The 18,700-nt window shown below is 64.2% G+C and carries 20 protein-coding genes; 3 read left to right on the top strand and 17 right to left on the bottom strand.

Annotated elements, in window-relative coordinates:
* Window positions 1-103 precede the first annotated feature (103 nt).
* Together ACTYOL_RS19275 and ACTYOL_RS19270 are read left to right on the top strand one after the other, a co-directional pair.
* The gene (locus tag ACTYOL_RS19275) at window positions 104-1,006 is read left to right on the top strand and encodes a DMT family transporter (RefSeq protein WP_054894756.1); all 903 of its coding nucleotides are present in this window, start codon (window positions 104-106) and stop codon (window positions 1,004-1,006) included.
* A gap of 29 nt (window positions 1,007-1,035) precedes the next feature.
* On the top strand, window positions 1,036-1,965 hold the full coding sequence (locus tag ACTYOL_RS19270) for a class I SAM-dependent methyltransferase (RefSeq protein ID WP_444756936.1): 930 nt from the start codon (window positions 1,036-1,038) through the stop codon (window positions 1,963-1,965).
* A gap of 32 nt (window positions 1,966-1,997) precedes the next feature.
* On the opposite strand, the gene ACTYOL_RS19265 is transcribed toward ACTYOL_RS19270, so the two are convergent.
* From ACTYOL_RS19265 to ccoN (ACTYOL_RS19190), 16 genes are all read right to left on the bottom strand, one after another.
* Window positions 1,998-2,546: an adenine phosphoribosyltransferase gene (locus ACTYOL_RS19265; RefSeq protein ID WP_063545653.1), complete on the bottom strand. Its 549-nt coding sequence runs from the start codon at window positions 2,544-2,546 to the stop codon at window positions 1,998-2,000.
* A gap of 53 nt (window positions 2,547-2,599) precedes the next feature.
* On the bottom strand, window positions 2,600-3,334 hold the full coding sequence (fnrA, locus tag ACTYOL_RS19260) for a Crp/Fnr family transcriptional regulator FnrA (RefSeq protein WP_054894758.1): 735 nt from the start codon (window positions 3,332-3,334) through the stop codon (window positions 2,600-2,602).
* A 190-nt stretch (window positions 3,335-3,524) separates the two neighbouring features.
* A complete protein-coding gene (gene hemN, locus ACTYOL_RS19255) occupies window positions 3,525-4,907 on the bottom strand; it encodes an oxygen-independent coproporphyrinogen III oxidase (RefSeq protein ID WP_444756935.1) in 1,383 nt (460 codons plus the stop codon).
* 115 nt (window positions 4,908-5,022) lie between these two features.
* The gene (locus ACTYOL_RS19250; RefSeq protein WP_197891579.1) at window positions 5,023-5,706 is read right to left on the bottom strand and encodes a sulfite exporter TauE/SafE family protein; all 684 of its coding nucleotides are present in this window, start codon (window positions 5,704-5,706) and stop codon (window positions 5,023-5,025) included.
* Window positions 5,699-5,920, bottom strand: a complete 222-nt coding sequence (gene ccoS / locus ACTYOL_RS19245; protein ID WP_054894761.1) for a cbb3-type cytochrome oxidase assembly protein CcoS — start codon at window positions 5,918-5,920, stop codon at window positions 5,699-5,701. Before ccoS ends, ACTYOL_RS19250 begins: the two co-directional genes overlap by 8 nt.
* Before the next feature lie 13 nt (window positions 5,921-5,933).
* A complete protein-coding gene (locus ACTYOL_RS19240; protein ID WP_444756934.1) occupies window positions 5,934-8,378 on the bottom strand; it encodes a heavy metal translocating P-type ATPase in 2,445 nt (814 codons plus the stop codon).
* A 148-nt stretch (window positions 8,379-8,526) separates the two neighbouring features.
* Window positions 8,527-9,057 (bottom strand): FixH family protein, encoded by a 531-nt coding sequence (locus ACTYOL_RS19235; RefSeq protein WP_054894763.1) that lies wholly within the window; start codon window positions 9,055-9,057, stop codon window positions 8,527-8,529.
* 15 nt (window positions 9,058-9,072) lie between these two features.
* A complete protein-coding gene (gene ccoG / locus ACTYOL_RS19230) occupies window positions 9,073-10,488 on the bottom strand; it encodes a cytochrome c oxidase accessory protein CcoG (protein ID WP_063545649.1) in 1,416 nt (471 codons plus the stop codon).
* Window positions 10,489-10,778: 290 nt separating this feature from the next.
* The gene (gene ccoP, locus ACTYOL_RS19225; protein ID WP_197891584.1) at window positions 10,779-11,759 is read right to left on the bottom strand and encodes a cytochrome-c oxidase, cbb3-type subunit III; all 981 of its coding nucleotides are present in this window, start codon (window positions 11,757-11,759) and stop codon (window positions 10,779-10,781) included.
* A complete protein-coding gene (locus tag ACTYOL_RS19220; RefSeq protein ID WP_054894780.1) occupies window positions 11,756-11,953 on the bottom strand; it encodes a CcoQ/FixQ family Cbb3-type cytochrome c oxidase assembly chaperone in 198 nt (65 codons plus the stop codon). Before ACTYOL_RS19220 ends, ccoP (ACTYOL_RS19225) begins: the two co-directional genes overlap by 4 nt.
* A gap of 5 nt (window positions 11,954-11,958) precedes the next feature.
* On the bottom strand, window positions 11,959-12,567 hold the full coding sequence (ccoO, locus tag ACTYOL_RS19215; RefSeq protein ID WP_054894766.1) for a cytochrome-c oxidase, cbb3-type subunit II: 609 nt from the start codon (window positions 12,565-12,567) through the stop codon (window positions 11,959-11,961).
* Window positions 12,567-14,009, bottom strand: coding sequence for a cytochrome-c oxidase, cbb3-type subunit I (gene ccoN, locus ACTYOL_RS19210; RefSeq protein ID WP_054894767.1), 1,443 nt, complete (start codon window positions 14,007-14,009; stop codon window positions 12,567-12,569). The genes ccoO (ACTYOL_RS19215) and ccoN (ACTYOL_RS19210) overlap by 1 nt, the downstream gene beginning before the upstream one ends.
* Window positions 14,010-14,407: 398 nt before the next feature.
* A complete protein-coding gene (gene ccoP, locus ACTYOL_RS19205; protein WP_197891586.1) occupies window positions 14,408-15,349 on the bottom strand; it encodes a cytochrome-c oxidase, cbb3-type subunit III in 942 nt (313 codons plus the stop codon).
* Complete coding sequence (locus ACTYOL_RS19200) at window positions 15,346-15,537, bottom strand: cbb3-type cytochrome oxidase subunit 3 (protein WP_054894769.1); 192 nt, start codon at window positions 15,535-15,537, stop codon at window positions 15,346-15,348. Before ACTYOL_RS19200 ends, ccoP (ACTYOL_RS19205) begins: the two co-directional genes overlap by 4 nt.
* Before the next feature lie 5 nt (window positions 15,538-15,542).
* Window positions 15,543-16,151, bottom strand: coding sequence for a cytochrome-c oxidase, cbb3-type subunit II (gene ccoO, locus ACTYOL_RS19195; protein WP_054894770.1), 609 nt, complete (start codon window positions 16,149-16,151; stop codon window positions 15,543-15,545).
* A gap of 13 nt (window positions 16,152-16,164) precedes the next feature.
* Window positions 16,165-17,589 (bottom strand): cytochrome-c oxidase, cbb3-type subunit I, encoded by a 1,425-nt coding sequence (gene ccoN, locus ACTYOL_RS19190; protein ID WP_063545645.1) that lies wholly within the window; start codon window positions 17,587-17,589, stop codon window positions 16,165-16,167.
* A gap of 49 nt (window positions 17,590-17,638) precedes the next feature.
* Here ccoN (ACTYOL_RS19190) and ACTYOL_RS19185 point away from each other — a divergent pair, with 49 nt between their 5' ends.
* Complete coding sequence (locus ACTYOL_RS19185) at window positions 17,639-18,331, top strand: alpha/beta family hydrolase (protein ID WP_200602794.1); 693 nt, start codon at window positions 17,639-17,641, stop codon at window positions 18,329-18,331.
* 41 nt (window positions 18,332-18,372) lie between these two features.
* On the opposite strand, the gene ppnP is transcribed toward ACTYOL_RS19185, so the two are convergent.
* Window positions 18,373-18,657 (bottom strand): pyrimidine/purine nucleoside phosphorylase, encoded by a 285-nt coding sequence (gene ppnP, locus ACTYOL_RS19180; RefSeq protein ID WP_054894773.1) that lies wholly within the window; start codon window positions 18,655-18,657, stop codon window positions 18,373-18,375.
* Window positions 18,658-18,700: the final 43 nt, after the last annotated feature.

Below are 18,700 nucleotides of genomic sequence, written 5' to 3'. Positions count from 1 at the left end.
TGCCTTGATAGTAAAGGCGATTGGTGATTCTGGCCTTGTTTATCCGCTGGAGTGCCCATGTCCGCGCCAGCATACTGTTGCCATCTTCGACAGGAGGCATGAGATGGACAGTTCGATTCGTCGCGGCTCGCTGGAAATGGTCGCCGCCATGCTGATTTCCGGAACCATTGGCTGGTTCGTGCTGGTGTCCGGGCAGCCGGTGCTGGACGTGGTGTTCTGGCGCTGCGTCCTGGGCGCTGGCACCTTGCTGCTGATTTGTGCGGTCATGGGCTTCCTCAAGCCGGGTATCCTGAGCCGCACCACCTTCCTGTTGGCGGTGCTCAGCGGGGTCGCCATCGTCGGCAACTGGTTGTTGCTGTTCGCCTCTTATTCGCGCGCCTCGATCGCCATCGGCACGGCCGTGTACAACGTCCAGCCGTTCCTGCTGGTGGGCCTGGCGGCGGTGTTTCTTGGCGAGCGGATTACCGCAGCCAAGCTGACCTGGCTGACACTGGCCTTCCTCGGCATGCTGGCGATCGTCAGCGCTCACGGGCAAGGGCAGGGCGGCGATGAGTACCTGCTGGGTATCGGCCTGGCATTGGGGGCGGCGCTGCTCTATGCCGTGGCGGCATTGATCATCAAGCGCTTGAGCGGGACCCCGCCGCACCTGATTGCCTTGATCCAGGTAAGTACCGGCGCACTGCTGCTGGCCCCTTGGGTCGGGTTCGGCGGGCTGCCGGCAGCGCCTGCTGCGCTGGGTAGTCTGGTGACACTGGGGGTGGTGCATACCGGGTTGATGTACGTGCTGTTGTACAGCGCCATCCAACGCCTACCCACGGCGCTGACCGGCGCCCTGTCGTTCATCTATCCGATTGCCGCGATCCTGGTGGACTGGGTAGCCTTCGGTCATCGCTTGGCACCGCTGCAGTGGCTGGGCGTGGCGCTGATCCTGCTGGCGGCGGCAGGGATGCAGCAGGGCTGGTGGTTCAGGTCGCGCAGGGCGGCCTCGGCCTCACAAAGCAGGTAGAATGGCGGTTTTTCGCTATGCGGCCCGCCATGACCTCCCCGATCCACACTCTGGAGCAGCACCTGCTCACCGCCCTCGACCCCGCGCCTGTCGAAACCCGTCGTCTGTTCCATGGGCGTGGCCGTTGCTGGCCGGGCCTGGAGCAGATCACCGTCGACTGGCTCGACGGGGTGCTGTCGGTCGCGCTGTTCCGCGAGCCGCCCGATGGCCAGTTGGCCGAGCTCGAGGCGATGCTGCGTGCCCTCGCCGAGCGCCCGCAATGGAGCGGCCAGGCGATCCTGCTGCAGCACCGCTACCTGCCCGACAGCCCTGGTCAGTGGCTGCTCGGCGAGCCCTGCCAGCAGCGCGAGGTGATCGAGGACGGCTTGAAGTACCTGCTGGATCTGGGCGTTCGCCAGAACAACGGATTGTTCCTGGACATGCGCTACGGTCGCCGCTGGGTGCGGGAGCAGGCGGCGGGCAAGCGGGTGCTGAATCTCTTCGCCTACACCTGCGGGTTCTCTGTGGCGGCCATCGCCGGTGGCGCACAGCAGGTGGTGAACCTGGACATGGCCAAGTCGGCGCTGTCGCGTGGGCGCGAGAACCACCGCCTCAATGGCCATGATGCGTCATGCGTCGCTTATCTCGGGCATGAGCTGTTCAAGTCGTGGGGCAAGGTGCGCAAGTACGGCCCGTACGACCTGATCATCGTCGACCCGCCGACCTTCCAGCGCGGCAGCTTCGTGCTCACCCAGGACTACGCCAAGATCCTGCGTCGTTTACCCGAACTGCTGAGTGAGGGCGGGACAGTGCTGGCCTGCGTGAACGATCCGGCGATCGGCCCGGAATTTCTCATCGACGGCATGGCGCAGCAGGCGCCGCAGCTGGCGTTTGTCCAGCGCCTCGAGAATCCACCGGAGTTTCCCGATGCCGACCCACAAGGCGGGTTGAAGGCGCTGGTCTTCCAACGGCAGGGCTGAACCCGAGGACTCGGGTTCGGCCCGGTCGCTGATCAGTATTCGGACAGCGAAAACTCGGTCAGGCAGAAAGTCGGCACCCCGGCGGCTTGCAGGCGGCGCGAGCCTTCGAGTTCGGGCAGGTCGATGATCGCTGCAGCTTCGAATACCTTGGCACCGGTACGGCGCACCAGGTTGGCGGCCGCCAGCAGGGTGCCGCCGGTGGCGATCAGGTCATCGAAGATCAGCACCGAATCGCCGTCGCACAGGCTGTCGGCATGCACTTCCAGGAAGGCTTCGCCGTATTCGGTCTGGTAGGGCTCCGAGAGTACGTCGGCCGGCAGTTTGCCCTGCTTGCGGAACAGGATCAGCGGCTTGTTCAGTTGGTGGGCGATGATCGAGCCGATCAGAAAACCCCGTGCATCCATGGCACCGATGTGGCTGAACTCGGCCTCGACATAGCGCTCGATGAACTGGTCGGCGACATAGCGCAGCCCGCGTGGCGACTGGAACAGCGGAGTGATGTCACGAAAGATCACGCCCGGCTTGGGGAAGTCCACTACCGGGCGGATCAGGGCTTTGAGGTCGAAGGTGTCGCTGTGCATGGGGCGGGTATCCTGGAAAAACGTGGCGTCAGTATACCTTGCCGTGGCAGCGATCAGACCTCCATCGCACCACCGGCCAGCGCGCACAGTTGGATCGGGTCGAGGATGTGCACTTCCTTGCCTTCGGCCTTGAGCAGGCCGTTCTGCTGGAAGCGGGTGAACACGCGCGACACGGTTTCCACCGCCAGGCCCAGGTAGTTGCCGATCTCGTTGCGCGACATGCTCAGGCGGAACTGGTTGGCCGAATAACCGCGGGCGCGGAAGCGTGCCGAGAGGTTGACCAGGAAGGTGGCGATCCGCTCGTCGGCGGTCTTTTTCGACAGCAGCAGCATCATCTGCTGGTCGTCGCGGATCTCGCGACTCATCACCCGCATCAGTTGGCGGCGCAGTTGCGGCAGTTGCACCGAGAGCTCATCGAGGCGTTCGAAGGGGATTTCGCAGACCGAGGTGGTTTCCTGGGCCTGGGCCGAGACCGGATAGGCTTCTGTGTCCATGCCCGATAGCCCGACCAGTTCGCTGGGCAGGTGGAAGCCGGTGATCTGCTCTTCGCCGGCATCGCTGAGGCTGAAGGTCTTGAGGGCGCCGGAGCGTACAGCGTAGACCGAGCCGAAATTGTCACCCTGGCGGAACAGGAACTCGCCCTTCTTCAGTGGGCGGCCGCGCTTGACGATTTCATCCAGTGCGTCCATGTCCTCGAGATTGAGCGACAGGGGCAGGCACAGAGGGGCCAGGCTGCAATCCTTGCAATGGGCCTGGCTGTGAGGGCGCAGTTTGACTGGCTCGGACATTTCTTTCGATCCTTGTGATAAAGCACACATAAGCTGTAAGGGTAACCTACAGCTGGACTAGAGGCCAGCCTGCACTTTTTTGGTGCGGCTTGGCGACGCCCTGCGTGGATGACTTCGGGCGCCTTCTACCAATCCATGGTGTGCCTGACAAGGCGGACTGTCCATGCGGTGTAACGTCTCGGAAAAACGACTAGATGACCCGGGAAAAACGTTGGCGATTGTGCAGGTCCAGGTAGGCATCGAACACCATGCAGACCGAGCGCACCAGCAGCCGACCTGCCGGCAGCACCTTGATACCGCGGCTGTCGAGAGTGACCAGGCCGTCGCGCTGCATGGCCTGCAGTTGCGGCCAGAGCCCTTTGAAGTAACCACGAAAGTCCAGGGTGAAAGCCTGCTCGATCTGCTCGAAGTCCAGTTCGAACTGACAGATCAGTTGCTGGATCACGGCCCTGCGCACACGGTCATCCTGATTGCACAGCAGGCCACGCTGGGTCGCCAGTTGGGCGCTGGAGAGGGTGTCCTGGTAGGTGTTCAGGTCGCTGCTGTTCTGGCAGTAGAGATCGCCGATCTGACTGATGGCCGAAACCCCCAGCCCCACGAGGTCGCAATGACCGTGGGTGGTGTAGCCCTGGAAGTTGCGTTGCAGGGTACCTTCCTCCTGGGCGATGGCCAGTTCATCGTCGGGCAGGGCGAAGTGGTCCATGCCGATATAGCGATAGCCGGCGGCGGTGAGTTGCTCGATGGTGTTGTGCAGCATTTCCAGCTTGGCGGCCGGGGCTGGCAGCTCGGCGGCGTCGATGCGTCGCTGGGGCATGAAGCGTTCGGGCAGGTGCGCATAGTTGAACACCGACAGGCGGTCCGGCTGCAGGCGAATCACCTCCTCGACGGTGCGGGCGAAACCTTCCGGGCTCTGGCGTGGCAGGCCGTAGATCAGGTCGAGGTTCACCGAGCGGAATTGCAGGGTGCGTGCGGCTTCCACCAGAGCGCGGGTCTGCTCCAGGCTCTGCAGGCGGTTGATCGCTCGCTGCACGGCCGGGTCCAGGTCCTGCACGCCGAGGCTGACACGGTTGAAGCCCAGCTCGCGCAACAGGCCCATGGTCGACCAGTCGGCCTCGCGCGGGTCGAGCTCGATGCCGTAGTCACCCGAATCGTCATCCAGCAGGTTGAAATGCTGGCGCAGGCAGGTCATCAGCTGGCGCAGTTCCACATGGCTGAGAAAAGTGGGGGTGCCACCGCCGAAATGCAGTTGTTCGACCCGTTGCTTGGGGTCGAGGTGACAGGCGATCAGCTGGATCTCCTGCTCCAGGCGCTGCAGGTAGGGCGCGGCGCGGGCGCGGTCTTTGGTGATGACTTTGTTGCAGGCGCAGTAGTAGCAGATGTTGGCGCAGAACGGCACGTGCACGTACAACGACAGCGGGCGCACCGCACGGCGGCTTTCGCGCAGGGCATGCAGCAAGTCGAACGAACCCACTTCGCCATGCAATTGCACGGCGGTCGGGTAGGAGGTGTAGCGTGGTCCGGCCAGATCGTAGCGACGGATCAGGTCGGCATCCCAACGTAGGTCGTCGAGCATGTGGGCAGTCCCCGGATAGAGCAGCAGTGCCCGGAGTCTAGATATGTCTGTAGGAAGGGGTCTTGACTTGTATCAAGCCGAGTCGGCAGTCACCTGGTGCAACACTCTCAGGCGATCAATGCCCCATCAGCCAGTGCTGGTGCGGCCCAGGTAGCGTCCACAGGCCGAACAGCATCACCAACACTCCGCCCGCCATGCGCACGCTGCGCCGTCGTAGCAGCGAGTTGGCCCGTTCTGCGGCCAGGCCCGTGGCCAGCAACACTGGCCAGGTGCCGACACCGAATGCCAGCATCAGCGCCGCGCTGTACGCGGCGTTGCCCTGGCTCGCCGCCCACAGCAAGGTACTGTAGACCAGCCCGCAGGGCAGCCAGCCCCACAGTGCGCCGAGCAGCAGGGCCCGCGGCAGGCTCGAGACCGGCAGCAGACGCGACGCCAGCGGCTGGATGTGTCGCCACAAGCCTCGGCCCAGGGCCTCGATACGGGTCAGCCCGCTCCACCAGCCGGCCAGGTACAAGCCCATGGCGATCAGCAGCAAGGCTGCCACCACTCGCAGCAGTTGGGCGGCAGGGCTGCTGGCCAGGGCCCAGCCGGCCAGGCCCAGCAGCAGACCAGCGGCCGCATAGCTGAGTACGCGGCCGAGGTTGTAGGCGACCAACAGGCGCAGGCGGCGGGCGCGCTGTTCGGGCGGGATGGCCAGGGTCAGGGCGCCCATCAGGCCGCCGCACATGCCCAGGCAGTGGCCGCCGCCCAGCAGGCCGAGCACCAGGGCGGAACCGAGCAGCGGGAGCAGGTCAGACACGCGGGGTGGGATCCTTGTCGTCGGGCTGTTCGGGCTTGGCTTCTTCGGGTTTCACGGCGGCCTGGTGGCGCGGGTCCTGATCGTCGAACAGGATGCTGTGGGCAGGGCCCTCGAGGTCATCGTACTGGCCGCTGTCCACGGCCCAGAAGAAGATGTACACGGCCACGCCGACGAGCAGCAGGGCGGCGGGGATCATCACATAGAGGGCGGGCATCGGCGATTCCTGCTCAGGCCATGACGGGACGAGGGACAGCATTGGCAGCCTGCACGGTTGGCATGCGCGTCAAGCGCAGGGCATTGAGCACCACGATCAGCGAGCTTACCGACATGCCGACCGCCGCCCACACCGGCGTGATCCAGCCCAGCGCGGCAAAGGGCAGCATGAGGCCATTGTACAGCGTTGCCCAGAGCAGGTTCTCGAGGATGTTACGGCGCGTGCGGCGCGCCAGGTCGAAAGCCTGTGCCAGTGCCTGCAGGCGGTTGGACAGCAGCACGGCGTCGGCGCTGGTCTTGGCCAGATCGGTGGCCGAACCCATGGCGATGCTGATGTCGGCGGCGGCCAGCACCGGCACGTCGTTGACGCCGTCACCGAGCATCAGCACCTTGCGTCCTTCACTCTGCAGGGCCTTGACCCTGGCCAGCTTGTCGTCCGGACGCAGGCCGCCGATGGCCTGGTCGATGCCCAGTTGCGCGGCGACTTCCCCGACCATCGGCGAGCTGTCGCCCGACAGCAGCAAGGTCTGCCACCCGCGCGCCCTGCACGCGGCCAGCAACTCGCTGGCATCGTCACGCAGGCGATCGTCAAGGCTGAACCAAGCCAGCGGGCCGATCCGGTCACCGAGCAGCAGCCACTGCCCGCGCGGTTCGGGGACGGCCGGCACTTCGGCGCCGCTCAGGGCGCAGACGAAGGCGGCCTGACCGATGCGCAGCCGCTGCTGGCCGACCTGGCCCTCAAGGCCCAGCCCAGGTACGGCCTGGACATCGTCGGCAGGTTCGGCACTGTGGCCGAAGGCACGGGCGATGGGATGTTCCGAGCGGTTCTCCAGGGCGGCTGCCAGGGCCAGGCAGCGGTCAGGCGCAAGGCTGCCCAGCGGGCGGATGCTGCGCAGGGCCAGGCGTCCTTCGGTCAGGGTGCCGGTCTTGTCGAACACCACGATGTCGATCTGGTTCAGCCCTTCGAGCACGTGGCCGCGGGTCACCAGCAGGCCAAGTTTGTGCAGGGTGCCGGTGGCCGTGGTCAGGGCGGTCGGGGTGGCGAGCGAGAGCGCGCAGGGGCAAGTCGCGACCAGCATCGCCAGGACGATCCAGAACGCGCGCTCGGCATCCAGATGCCACCACCACAGGCCGATGGCCAGCGCGGCAGCCAGGCTGAACAACAGGAACCACTGCGAGGCGCGGTCGGCGATCTGCGCCAGTCGTGGCTTTTCCGATTGCGCGCGCTCGAGCAGGCGCACGATGGCCGACAGGCGCGAATCCTGGCCGAGGGCGTCGACCTCTACGGTCAACGCGCTCTCGACGTTGAGCGTGCCACCGGTGACCCGCTCGCCAGCCCGTCGGGCCTGGGGCAGGTATTCACCGGTGAGCAGCGATTCGTCGATGCTCGAACGGCCTTCGAGGATGCGACCGTCAGCGGGAATCACGGCGCCCGGCAGGACCTGCACGTGGTCGCCGCGGACCAGCTCGGCCAGCAGGATGCGTTCGGCACGCCCCTGCTCGTCGAGGCGCAGGCACGAGGCCGGCAGCAGGTTGACCAGTTGCGCGGTAGCCGCTGCCGTGCGTTCGCGGGCGCGCCGCTCCAGGTAGCGGCCGGTGAGCAGGAACAGGGCGAACATGCCCACGGTATCGAAGTACAGCTCGCCGCTGCCGGTGATCGCGGTCCAGATCCCGGCGCCATAGGCCAGGGCAATGGCCAGCGATACCGAGACATCCATTGTCAGATGGCGGGTGCGCAGGTCACGAGCAGCCCCTTTGAAGAACGGTGCGCAACTGTAGAACACGATCGGCGTGGTCAGGAACAGCGCAACCCAGCGCAGGATGGTGTGCAGTTCGGGCGATAGGTCGATGTTGAATTCCGGCCAGGTCGCCATGGTCGCCATCATCGCCTGGAACCACAGCAGGCCCGCCACGCCCAGGCGTCGCAGCGCCGTGCGGTTTTCCCGGGCCAATTGCTCGGCGGCCTGGTCGGGCTGGTAGGGGTGGGCGGCGTAGCCGATGCCGCGCAGTTCGGCGATCAGCCGCGAGAGCGGCAGTTGCCCGTCGTTCCAGCTGACGTGCAGGCGGTGGTTGGACAGGTTCAGGCGCGCCTCGCCAACGCCTTCGAGATTGCGCAGGTGCTTCTCGATCAGCCAGCCGCAGGCCGCGCAACTGATGCCTTCGATCATCAAGGTGGTTTCGGCCAGGGCGCCCTGGTGCTGCACGAAGTTCTGCTGGACGTCGGCGCGGTCGTACAGCGCCAGTTCGTCCTGCAACTGCCGCGGCAGTGCCTCAGGGTTGGCACTGGTCTCGCTGCGGTGCTGGTAATAGTGCTCGAGCCCGCCTGCGACGATGGCTTCGGCGACTGCCTGGCAGCCAGGGCAGCAGAACTGCCGGGGCTGGCCGAGTACCACAGCGCTGAAGCGGTTGCCGGCGGGGACGGGCAGGGCGCAGTGGTAGCAGGGAGTGGGTTGAGTCATCGGGGTCATGCCTGGCCGTGGGCAACAGCGCAAAACCTGTGGGAGCGGGCTTGCCCCGCGATGGCGATCACCTGGGCAACATCATTGCCTGGGCTGACGCTATCGCGGGGCAAGCCCGCTCCCACGGGGTCGGTGCTGTTGCAGCGGTTCATTCTTGATGCTCGGCGCCTTGCAGGGCTTCGTCGCCCAACTGCAAGGTCACGCCATGCTCGACCTTCTCTTCCTCGAACAGGCGCCATACCTGGCCGTTCTCGGTACCCAGCAACTCGACGAAGCGCCGGCCCTCGACCTTGTCGTCGAGCTGACCGACATAGCGCCCGGTTTCGCTACGGGCAAGCTGGACCTTGCGGTCCTTGTCCGGCTGGGTCGGCGAGATCAGGTTCAGCTCCAGGGTCTGTGGATCGCTGTTGCCGGTCAGGCGCAGTTCCACCTCGCCGGTCAGGTCGTCCAGATGCACGCTGGCCTTGAGACCAAGCGTCTGGGCCAGCAGCTCTCGGTCCAGCGAGCGGTTGATGCCTTTGCCTGCCTCGTAGTAGTTGTCGTTGACCAGGTTGTCCGGGTTGCGCACGGCGATGCTGACCATGGTCAGGCTCAGGCACACCGAGGTGGTGAGGATGCCGATGATGATCCAGGGCCAGAGGTGCTTGTACCAGGGGCTGTTGGCGGTGGCGGCAGTCATTGTCGAACGTCTCTCTCAGCGGATCTGTGGGCCGATGAAGCGGCTCTTGGCTTCAACCTGGGTGCCGTTGTCGTCGGCATCCTTGAGGATGAAGGTGATGTCGTTGGTGCTCGAGGGCAGTTTCTCGGGGGCGACCGACAGCTGCACCGGCAGGCTGACGATATCGCCGGCGGCCACGCGGATCTCGCGTTGCCCGGACAGCTGTAGGCCAGGCAGGCCGGCGGCATCGAGCACGTAGACGTGGTCGCGCTGGTCCTTGTTCATCACCTTGAGGCTGTAGACGTTCTCGATCCAGCCTTGGGCGTTCTCGCGGTATAGCACGCGGTCCTTGCTGACGTCGAAGCCGACCAGCGAGCGGGTGGCGAAGGCGGTGGCCAGTGCACCGATCATCACCAGCAGCACCAGGGCGTAGCCAATCAGGCGCGGGCGCAGCATGTGGGTCTTCTGCCCGGAAAGATTGTGCTCGGTGGTGTAGCTGATCAGCCCGCGCGGGTAGTCCATCTTGTCCATGATGCCGTCGCAGGCGTCGATGCATGCCGCGCAGCCGATGCATTCGATCTGCAGGCCGTCGCGGATGTCGATGCCGGTGGGGCAGACCTGCACGCACATCGTACAGTCGATGCAGTCGCCCAGGCCCTGGGCTTTATAGTCGACGCCTTTCTTGCGCGGGCCACGGGCTTCGCCGCGGCGCGGGTCGTAGGAGACGATCAGCGTGTCCTTGTCGAACATCACGCTCTGGAAGCGCGCGTAGGGGCACATGTACACGCACACCTGTTCGCGCAGCCAGCCGGCGTTGCCATAGGTGGCGAGGGTGAAGAAGCCGACCCAGAAATAGGCCCAGCCATCGGCCTGGCCGGTGAAGAATTCGATGGCCAGTTCGCGGATTGGCGAGAAGTAACCCACGAAGGTCAGGCCGGTGACGAAGCCGATCAGCAGCCACAGGCTGTGCTTGGCCAGCTTGCGCAGGAACTTGTTGCCGCTCATGGGCGCCTTGTCGAGCTTCATGCGCTGGTTGCGGTCGCCCTCGGTGACTTTTTCGCACCACATGAAGATCCAGGTCCACACGCTCTGCGGGCAGGTGTAGCCACACCAGACACGGCCTGCGTACACGGTGATGAAGAACAGGCCGAAGGCGGCGACGATGAGGATGCCCGACAGCAGGATGAAGTCCTGCGGCCAGATGGTGGCGCCGAAGATGTAGAACTTGCGTTCGGGCAGGTTCCACCAGACGGCCTGATGCCCGCCCCAGTTCAACCATACGGTGCCGAAGTAGAGCAGGAACAGCAATGCGCCGCCGACCATGCGCAACCTGCGGAACACGCCGGTGAAGGCGCGGGTGTAGATTTTCTCTCGAGAGGCGTAGAGGTCGACGGAATCCTTTCCTTTGTTGGCAGGCGGGGTGACGTCATGTACCGGAATCTGCTTGCTCATCATCAAGTCCCACGGCAGTGGAGAAATGCCAGGGCCAGTGCATGCCGGCCGTGGTCGCGCGCCTGTGGTGGCGCTCTGCGGCCCATGATACGCCTGTGATGGCAGGGTAGGGCTTGGCTGCGACGTTTAGTCGCGTTGGGTGGTCGTTTGAATCGTGTTATGGCGAGTGTCAATTGATCCAGGTCAGCCAGTGGTGCATTTGCCGGCCTCATCGCGGGCAAGCCCGCTCCTACAAGTACTGCACCAGCCTTGTGGGGGCGGGCTTGTCCCGCGATGAGGCCAGCCCAGGCTTACTCAGCCGGTTGAGCCGGATCCGCCTGCTGCGACAGGCTGTACACATAAGCCGCCAGCAGGTGCACCTTGTCGTTGCCCTGGATTTCGGCCTGGGCGGGCATCTGCCCCTGACGACCGTAACGAATGGTCTGCTGCAGCTGGGCGAAGCTCGAGCCGTAGATGAACGCCTGCGGGTGAGTCAGGTTGGGTGCGCCCATGGCGGGGGTGCCCTTGCCTTCAGGGCCGTGGCAGGCCACGCAGTTGGCGGCGAAGAGTTTCTGCCCGTTGGCCGCGTCGGCCTTGATGCCCTCGGGCAGGCTGCGCCCGTCCAGGTTGGTCAGCACGAAGGCGGCAACGTCCGCCACGCCTTGCTCGCCGATCACCTCGGCCCAGGCCGGCATCACACCATGACGGCCATTCATGATGGTGGTCTTGATGGTTTCCGGTTCGCCGCCCCAGCGCCAGTCGCTGTCGGTCAGGTTGGGGAAGCCGTACGCTCCCTTGGCGTCCGAACCATGGCACACCGAGCAGTTGGAGGCGAACAGGCGTGCGCCCATCTTGAGGGCCTGCGGATCCTTGGCGACGTCTTCCAGCGGCATGGCCGCGAACTTGGCGAAGATCGGCCCGAAGCGGGCATCGGCCTTGGCCATTTCCTTTTCCCATTCGTGCACGCCGGTCCAGCCCGACTGGCCATTGCTGAATTCGGTCTGCTTGTCGTTATCCAGGTACGTGTAGCCTGGCAGGATGCCTTTCCAGTTGCCCAGGCCCGGATACAGCGCCAGGTAGCCGAGGGCGAATACGATGGTGCCGACGAACAGCCAGAACCACCATTTGGGCAGCGGGTTGTCGTACTCCTCGATACCGTCGAACGCATGGCCGACGGTTTCGTCGGTGATCTCTTCGCGCTGGCCCTTGCGGGTCGACAGCAGCAGCCAGGTCAAGGCGAAGATGGTGCCCAGGGTCAGGACGGTGACGTACAGACTCCAGAAGGTTGTCATTGTTGTTTGCTCCCAGAAGCATTCTTTTGCGCGTGCTCGACATGCCGGCTGGCCTCGGGATCATCCGCGAAGGGCAGTTGCGTGGCCTCGTCGAAATCCTTCTTGCGCCGCGGGCTGAACACCCACAGCGCCAGGCCCACGAAGGCCACCAGCACGACGACGGTGCCCAGGCCGCGAATCATCCCGATATCCATCAGCGTCACCGTTTGCTCTTGATGAGGGTGCCAAGGCCTTGCAGGTACGCCACCAGGGCGTCCATCTCGGTCTTGCCCTTGACCGCATCGCGGGCACCGGCGATATCTTCGTCGGTGTAGGGCGTACCGAGGGTGCGCAGCACTTCGAGCTTCTTGGCCGTATCCTTGCCATCGAGGTGGTTTTCCACCAGCCATGGGTAAGCGGGCATCTTCGATTCCGGCACCACGTTGCGCGGGTTGTACAGGTGCGCGCGGTGCCAGTCGTCGGAGTAGCGTCCGCCGACGCGGGCCAGGTCCGGGCCGGTGCGCTTGGAGCCCCAGAGGAAGGGGTGGTCCCACACGCTTTCACCGGCCACCGAGTAATGGCCATAGCGTTCGGTCTCGGCACGGAACGGACGGATCATCTGCGAATGGCAGCCTACGCAGCCTTCGCGGATGTAGATGTCGCGCCCTTCGACCTCCAGCGCGGTGCGCGGCTTCATGCCCTCGACCGGCTTGTTGGTGACGTCCTGGAAGAACAGCGGGACGATTTGCGTCAGGCCGCCGATGCTCACGGCGATGACCATGAAGAAGGCCAGCAGGCCTATGTTCTTCTCGACTGCTTCATGCTTCATCAGTGCGCTCCCACGACGACGATCTTGGCGGCTTCATCGGCCTGCGCCGGATTGGCAGCGCGTACCGTGCGCAGCACGTTGTAGGCCATCAGCAGCATGCCCGAGGCGAAGAAGGCGCCGCCCAGTGCGCGGACGATATAGCCCGGATGGCTGGCCTGCAGCGCTTCGACGAAGGAGTAGGTGAGGGTGCCGTCATCGTTGATCGCACGCCACATCAGGCCTTGGGTGATGCCGTTGACCCACATCGAGGCGATGTACAGCACGGTGCCGATGGTCGCCAGCCAGAAGTGCGCATTGATCAGGCCGACGCTGTGCATCTGCTCGCGGCCGTACAGCTTCGGAATCATGTGGTACACCGCGCCGATGGAGATCATCGCCACCCAGCCCAGGGCGCCGGCGTGGACGTGGCCGATGGTCCAGTCGGTGTAGTGCGACAGTGAGTTGACCGTCTTGATCGCCATCATCGGCCCTTCGAAGGTCGACATGCCGTAGAACGCCAGCGACACCACCAGGAAGCGCAGGATCGGGTCGGTGCGCAGTTTGTGCCAGGCACCGGAGAGGGTCATCATGCCGTTGATCATGCCGCCCCAGCTCGGGGCCAGGAGAATGATCGACATCACCATGCCCAGCGACTGCGCCCAGTCGGGCAGGGCGGTGTAGTGCAGGTGGTGGGGGCCGGCCCAGATGTACAGGGTGATCAGCGCCCAGAAATGCACGATCGACAGGCGGTAGGAGTAGATCGGACGCTCGGCCTGCTTGGGCACGAAGTAGTACATCATCCCCAGGAAGCCGGTGGTGAGGAAGAAGCCCACGGCGTTGTGGCCATACCACCACTGGATCATCGCGTCAGTGGCACCGGCGTAGGCCGAATACGACTTGAACAGGCTGACCGGCAGCGAGATGTGGTTGACGATGTGCAGCATCGCGGTGACCACGATGAAGGCGCCGTAGAACCAGTTGCCCACGTAGATGTGCTTGGTCTTGCGCTTGACGATGGTGCCGAAGAACACCACTGCGTAGGTGACCCAGACGATGGCCAGCAGGATTGCGATGGGCCATTCGAGCTCGGCGTATTCCTTGGTGGTGGTGTAGCCCATCGGCAGGGTGATCAGCGCGCCGAGGATCACCGCCTGCCAGCCCCAGAAGGTGAAGGCGGCCATGCCGTCGGAGATCAGCCGGGTCTGGCAGGTGCGCTGCACCACGTAGTAGCTGGTGCCGAACAGTGCACAGCCGCCGAAGGCGAAGATCACCAGGTTGGTGTGCAGCGGTCGCAGGCGTCCGAAGCTGGTCCAGGGCAGGTCGAAGTTGAGCTGCGGCCACACCAGCTGCGATGCGATAAAGACGCCGAGGCCCATGCCAAGGATCCCCCAGACCACCGTCATGATGGCGAACTGGCGGACGACCTTATAGTTATAAGCAGTCGGACTGATTGCTGTGCTCATGCTAAGGTTCCACGGTTTAGGTGTTCTTGTTGGTGGAAAAATCGGCGCCAGTCTCGATAGCCGCAATGGCTATGGCAACGCAAGGTACCCTGCGCCGACCCGTGTCCATACCCTTCCCACCACCGTCCCGTGGCGTTTCGGGTCGAACGATTGTACACAAATAAATATCTGTAATGTGTACCGTTTTTCACCTTTTTCTGATCGATCGGTCAAGCTTTTTTTTCGATGTCTTTTTAGCGCGCGGCGTCAGGCAATGCGCCGCGTCGAGGCCATCGCTGCAACGCGCGGCCACTGTGGCAACAAGCTTAGTTCCGTTCGGAGGGGGTGCAAGGGAGGGGGAGCGGCGCGCCCCTGTGGGAGGGCGAGTCGCCGCTCCCACAGGAGGGTTTTGCGGGGTATTACTGGGCTGTCAGCGTTTCAGCGTTTTCATCATGGGACAGGCTGTACACGTAAGCCGCCAGCAGGTGCACCTTGTCGCTGCCCTGGATCTCGGCCTGGGCCGGCATCTGGCCTTGGCGACCATAGCGGATGGTCTGCTGCAACTGGGCGAAGCTCGAACCGTAGATGAACGCCTGCGGGTGAGTCAGGTCGGGTGCGCCCATGGCGGGGGTGCCCTTGCCTTCCGGCCCATGGCAGGCCACGCAGTTGCTGGCGAAGATCTCCTTGCCCTTGGCCACGTCGGCCTTGGCCCCTTCAGGCAGGCTGCGGCCATCGAGGTTGGTGAGCACGAAACCTGCGACATCCGCCACGCCCTGTTCGCCGATGACCTCGGCCCAGCCTGGCATCACGCCATGGCGGCCGTTCATGATCGAGGCCTTGATGGTCTCGGGTTCACCGCCCCAGCGCCAGTCCTTGTCAGTCAGGTTGGGGAAACCATAGGCCCCTTTGGCGTCCGAGCCATGGCACACCGAGCAGTTGGAGGCGAACAGGCGTGCGCCCATCTTCAATGCCTGCGGATCCTTGGCCACTTCCTCCACCGGCATGGCGGCGAACTTGGCGAAGATCGGCCCGAAGCGGGCGTCGGCCTTGTCCATTTCTTTCTGCCATTCGTTGACCTGGGTCCAGCCATTCTCGTAGCCAGGCAGGATGCCTTTCCAGTTGCCCAGGCCCGGGTAGAGGATCAGGTAGCCGACCGAGAACACCAGGGTGCCGACGAACAGCCAGAACCACCATTTGGGCAGCGGGTTGTCGTACTCCTCGATGCCGTCGAAGCTATGGCCCATGGTCTGGTCGGTGGTGTTGTTGCTCTGGCCCTTGCGGGTGCCGAGCAGCAACCAGGTCAGGCCGATCAGGCTGCCGATGGTCAGTACGCTGATGTACGTACTCCAGAAGGTGGTCATTGCCCGTTACTCCTCATGGCAGGTTCCTGCCCGGCAGGGGGCAGGCGGTCGTCGTCGAAGGGCAGCAGGCGCGCTTCGGCGAAATCACGGTCGCGGCGGCGGTTGAACACCCAGAGCGACAGGCCGATGAAGGCGATCATCACCACCAGGGTGCCGAGGCCGCGGATCATGCCGATGTCGAATTCCATCGTGCTTACCTCTTGTTCTTGATCGAGGTGCCCAGCACCTGCAGGTAGGCGACCAGCGCATCCATCTCGGTCTTGCCCTTGACTGCGTCGCGGGCACCGGCGATGTCTTCGTCGGTGTAGGGCACGCCGAGGGTGCGCAATACGCGCAGCTTGGTGTCGGTGTGGCTGTTATCGACCGGCTGTGCGACCAGCCACGGGTAGGCCGGCATCTTCGATTCCGGTACCACGTTGCGCGGGTTGTACAGGTGCGCGCGGTGCCAGTCGTCGGAGTAGCGTGCGCCGACGCGGGCCAGGTCCGGGCCGGTGCGCTTGGAGCCCCAGAGGAAGGGGTGGTCCCACACGCTTTCACCGGCCACCGAGTAGTGGCCATAGCGTTCGGTCTCGGCGCGGAATGGGCGGATCATCTGCGAATGGCAGCCCACGCAGCCTTCGCGGATGTAGATATCGCGGCCCTCCAGTTGCAGCGCGGTGTAGGGCTTCATGCCCTCGACCGGCTTGTTGGTGACGTCCTGGAAGAACAGCGGGACGATCTGCGTCAAGCCGCCGATGCTGACGGCGAACACCATCAGCAAGGCCAGCAGGCCGACGTTTTTCTCGATGACTTCATGTTTCATCAGGCGTGTCTCCTCAAGCCAGCTGGGCGTTCGCAGGGGCGGCGTCAAGCGCTGGCGAACGCACGGTGCGCCAGGTGTTCCAGGCCATCAGGAACATGCCGCTGAGGAAGATCGCCCCGCCGACGAAGCGCACGATGAAGCCGGGGTGGCTGGCCACCAGGGTTTCGACGAACGAGTAGGTGAGCGTGCCGTCGCTGTTGACCGCGCGCCACATCAGGCCCTGGGCGATGCCGTTGACCCACATCGAGGCGATGTAGAGCACGGTGCCGATGGTTGCCAGCCAGAAGTGCGCGTTGATCAGGCCGATGCTGTGCATCTGCTGCTTGCCGAACACCTTCGGAATGGTGTGGTACAGCGCGCCGATGGAGATCATCGCCACCCAGCCCAGGGCGCCGGCGTGGACGTGGCCGATGGTCCAGTCGGTGTAGTGGGAGAGGGCGTTGACGGTCTTGATCGCCATCATCGGGCCTTCGAAGGTCGACATGCCGTAGAACGCCAGCGACACCACGAGGAAGCGCAGGATCGGGTCGCTGCGCAGTTTGTGCCAGGCACCGGAGAGGGTCATCATGCCGTTGATCATCCCGCCCCAGCTCGGTGCGAGCAGGATCAGCGACATGATCATGCCCAGTGACTGGGCCCAGTCGGGCAGGGCGGTGTAGTGCAGGTGGTGCGGGCCGGCCCAGATGTACAGGGTGATCAGCGCCCAGAAGTGCACGATCGACAGGCGATAGGAATACACCGGACGCTCGGCCTGCTTGGGCACGTAGTAGTACATCATCCCCAGGAAGCCTGCGGTCAGGAAGAAGCCTACGGCGTTGTGGCCGTACCACCACTGCACCATGGCGTCGGTGGCCCCGGCGTAGACCGAGTATGACTTGGTCAGGCTGACTGGCATCTCCAGGTTGTTGACGATGTGCAGGATCGCCACGGTGAGGATGAAGGCACCGAAGAACCAGTTGCCCACGTAGATGTGCTTGGTGGTGCGCTTCATCAGCGTGCCGAAGAACACGATGGCGTAGCAGACCCAGACGATGGTGATCAGGATGTCGATCGGCCATTCCAGTTCGGCGTATTCCTTGGAGCTGGTGTAGCCCAGTGGCAGGCTGATCGCTGCCAGCAGGATCACCAGTTGCCAGCCCCAGAAGGTAAAGGCCGCCAGTTTTGGCGCGAAGAGGATGGTCTGGCAGGTACGCTGCACCGAATAATACGAGGTGGCGAACAGGGCACAGCCACCGAAGGCGAAGATCACCGCGTTGGTGTGCAGCGGTCGCAGACGACCGAAGCTGGTCCACGGAAGGTCGAAGTTGAGGCTCGGCCAGACGAGTTGCGCGGCGATGAAGACGCCGAGCCCCATGCCGACGATGCCCCACACCACCGTCATGAGGGCGAATTGGCGGACCACCTTGTAGTTGTAGGCGGTACTGCTGGTTGTGTTCATGTATGGGTTCCCATCCACGGTTATAGGCAGGCTAAACAGCGAGGCAAGCATGAAAGATGGGCAATGTGCCGGTATTGACGGGGATCAATGGGCCCAAGTGGGAAATGTCCCAGGCTTGCGCGTCGATCCGCCGCAAATCCGGGGCGATCAGGGGCGTTCCTGCAGCCTGATCCTGGCCCACGGCGCCGGTGCGCCGATGGACAGCGCGTTCATGGACGAGATCGCGCAAAGGCTGGCGGGGCTTGGGGTCGGGGTGATCCGCTTCGAATTCCCCTACATGGCCGAGCGCCGGATAAACGGCGGCAAGCGTCCGCCCAATCCGCAGAAGGTGCTGCTCGAGTGCTGGCGCGAGGTGTATGGGCAGGTGCGACCATTGGTCACGGGCACCTTGGCCATCGGCGGCAAGTCGATGGGCGGGCGCATGGCCAGTTTGCTGGCCGATGAGCTGGAGGTCGATGCGCTGGTGTGCCTGGGGTATCCGTTCTATGCCGTGGGCAAGCCGGAGAAGCCGCGGGTCGAGCATCTGGCCGAGCTGAAGACACCGACGCTCATCGTCCAGGGCGAGCGGGATGCGCTGGGGAATCGGGAGGCGGTGCGAGGGTATGCGCTGTCACCGGCGATCGAGGTGAACTGGCTGGTGGCGGGGGATCATGATCTGAAGCCGCTGAAAGCTTCAGGGTTCAGCCATGAGCAGCATCTGCAGGCGGCGGCTGAGAAGGTGGCGGGGTTTCTGAAGGGTTAGCGCTGGATTCTTCGCGGGCAAGCCCGCGAAGCGCCTGATGCTTAGTCGCGATACTCGCACAGGTAGGCGGTATCGACCTTGACCTGCAGCTGGAACTTGCTGTCGGCAGGTACATTGAATTTGTCGCCAGCGTTGAAGGTTTCCCAGTTGTCGCTGCCTGGCAGCTTGACGATCAGGGCGCCGGAGACCACGTGCATGATCTCGCGCTTGGCGGTGCCGAACTCGTATTCGCCCGGGGCCATCACGCCCACGGTGGCCGGACCTTCTTCGCCTGCGAAGGCGATCGACTTGACGGTGCCGTTGAAGTACTCGTTGACCTGGAACATGGGCGACTCCTGAACAGAAGGGCTGAAAAAAGGCTGGCCAGTA

The sequence above is a fragment of the Pseudomonas sp. A014 genome, assembly GCF_052378495.1.
In the GTDB taxonomy this organism is placed as follows: Bacteria; Pseudomonadota; Gammaproteobacteria; order Pseudomonadales; family Pseudomonadaceae; genus Aquipseudomonas; species Aquipseudomonas machongensis.
This window is presented reverse-complemented; position numbering and strand designations above follow the sequence as displayed.

Bases quoted from the DNA above. Each gene is read 5' to 3' on its own strand.
- ACTYOL_RS19240 (WP_444756934.1), bottom strand. From the start codon at position 8,378: ATGACTCAACCCACTCCCTGCTACCACTGCGCCCTGCCCGTCCCCGCC.
- ccoN (WP_054894767.1), bottom strand. From the start codon at position 14,009: ATGAGCACAGCAATCAGTCCGACTGCTTATAACTATAAGGTCGTCCGC.
- ACTYOL_RS19235 (WP_054894763.1), bottom strand. From the start codon at position 9,057: ATGACTGCCGCCACCGCCAACAGCCCCTGGTACAAGCACCTCTGGCCC.
- ACTYOL_RS19275 (WP_054894756.1), top strand. From the start codon at position 104: ATGGACAGTTCGATTCGTCGCGGCTCGCTGGAAATGGTCGCCGCCATG.
- ccoN (WP_063545645.1), bottom strand. From the start codon at position 17,589: ATGAACACAACCAGCAGTACCGCCTACAACTACAAGGTGGTCCGCCAA.
- ACTYOL_RS19200 (WP_054894769.1), bottom strand. From the start codon at position 15,537: ATGGAATTCGACATCGGCATGATCCGCGGCCTCGGCACCCTGGTGGTG.
- ACTYOL_RS19265 (WP_063545653.1), bottom strand. From the start codon at position 2,546: ATGCACAGCGACACCTTCGACCTCAAAGCCCTGATCCGCCCGGTAGTG.
- ccoS (WP_054894761.1), bottom strand. From the start codon at position 5,920: ATGCCCGCCCTCTATGTGATGATCCCCGCCGCCCTGCTGCTCGTCGGC.
- ccoO (WP_054894766.1), bottom strand. From the start codon at position 12,567: ATGAAGCATGAAGCAGTCGAGAAGAACATAGGCCTGCTGGCCTTCTTC.
- fnrA (WP_054894758.1), bottom strand. From the start codon at position 3,334: ATGTCCGAGCCAGTCAAACTGCGCCCTCACAGCCAGGCCCATTGCAAG.
- ccoP (WP_197891586.1), bottom strand. From the start codon at position 15,349: ATGACCACCTTCTGGAGTACGTACATCAGCGTACTGACCATCGGCAGC.
- ACTYOL_RS19220 (WP_054894780.1), bottom strand. From the start codon at position 11,953: ATGGATATCGGGATGATTCGCGGCCTGGGCACCGTCGTCGTGCTGGTG.
- hemN (WP_444756935.1), bottom strand. From the start codon at position 4,907: ATGCTCGACGACCTACGTTGGGATGCCGACCTGATCCGTCGCTACGAT.
- ccoP (WP_197891584.1), bottom strand. From the start codon at position 11,759: ATGACAACCTTCTGGAGTCTGTACGTCACCGTCCTGACCCTGGGCACC.
- ACTYOL_RS19270 (WP_444756936.1), top strand. From the start codon at position 1,036: ATGACCTCCCCGATCCACACTCTGGAGCAGCACCTGCTCACCGCCCTC.
- ppnP (WP_054894773.1), bottom strand. From the start codon at position 18,657: ATGTTCCAGGTCAACGAGTACTTCAACGGCACCGTCAAGTCGATCGCC.
- ACTYOL_RS19185 (WP_200602794.1), top strand. From the start codon at position 17,639: ATGAAAGATGGGCAATGTGCCGGTATTGACGGGGATCAATGGGCCCAA.
- ccoO (WP_054894770.1), bottom strand. From the start codon at position 16,151: ATGAAACATGAAGTCATCGAGAAAAACGTCGGCCTGCTGGCCTTGCTG.
- ccoG (WP_063545649.1), bottom strand. From the start codon at position 10,488: ATGAGCAAGCAGATTCCGGTACATGACGTCACCCCGCCTGCCAACAAA.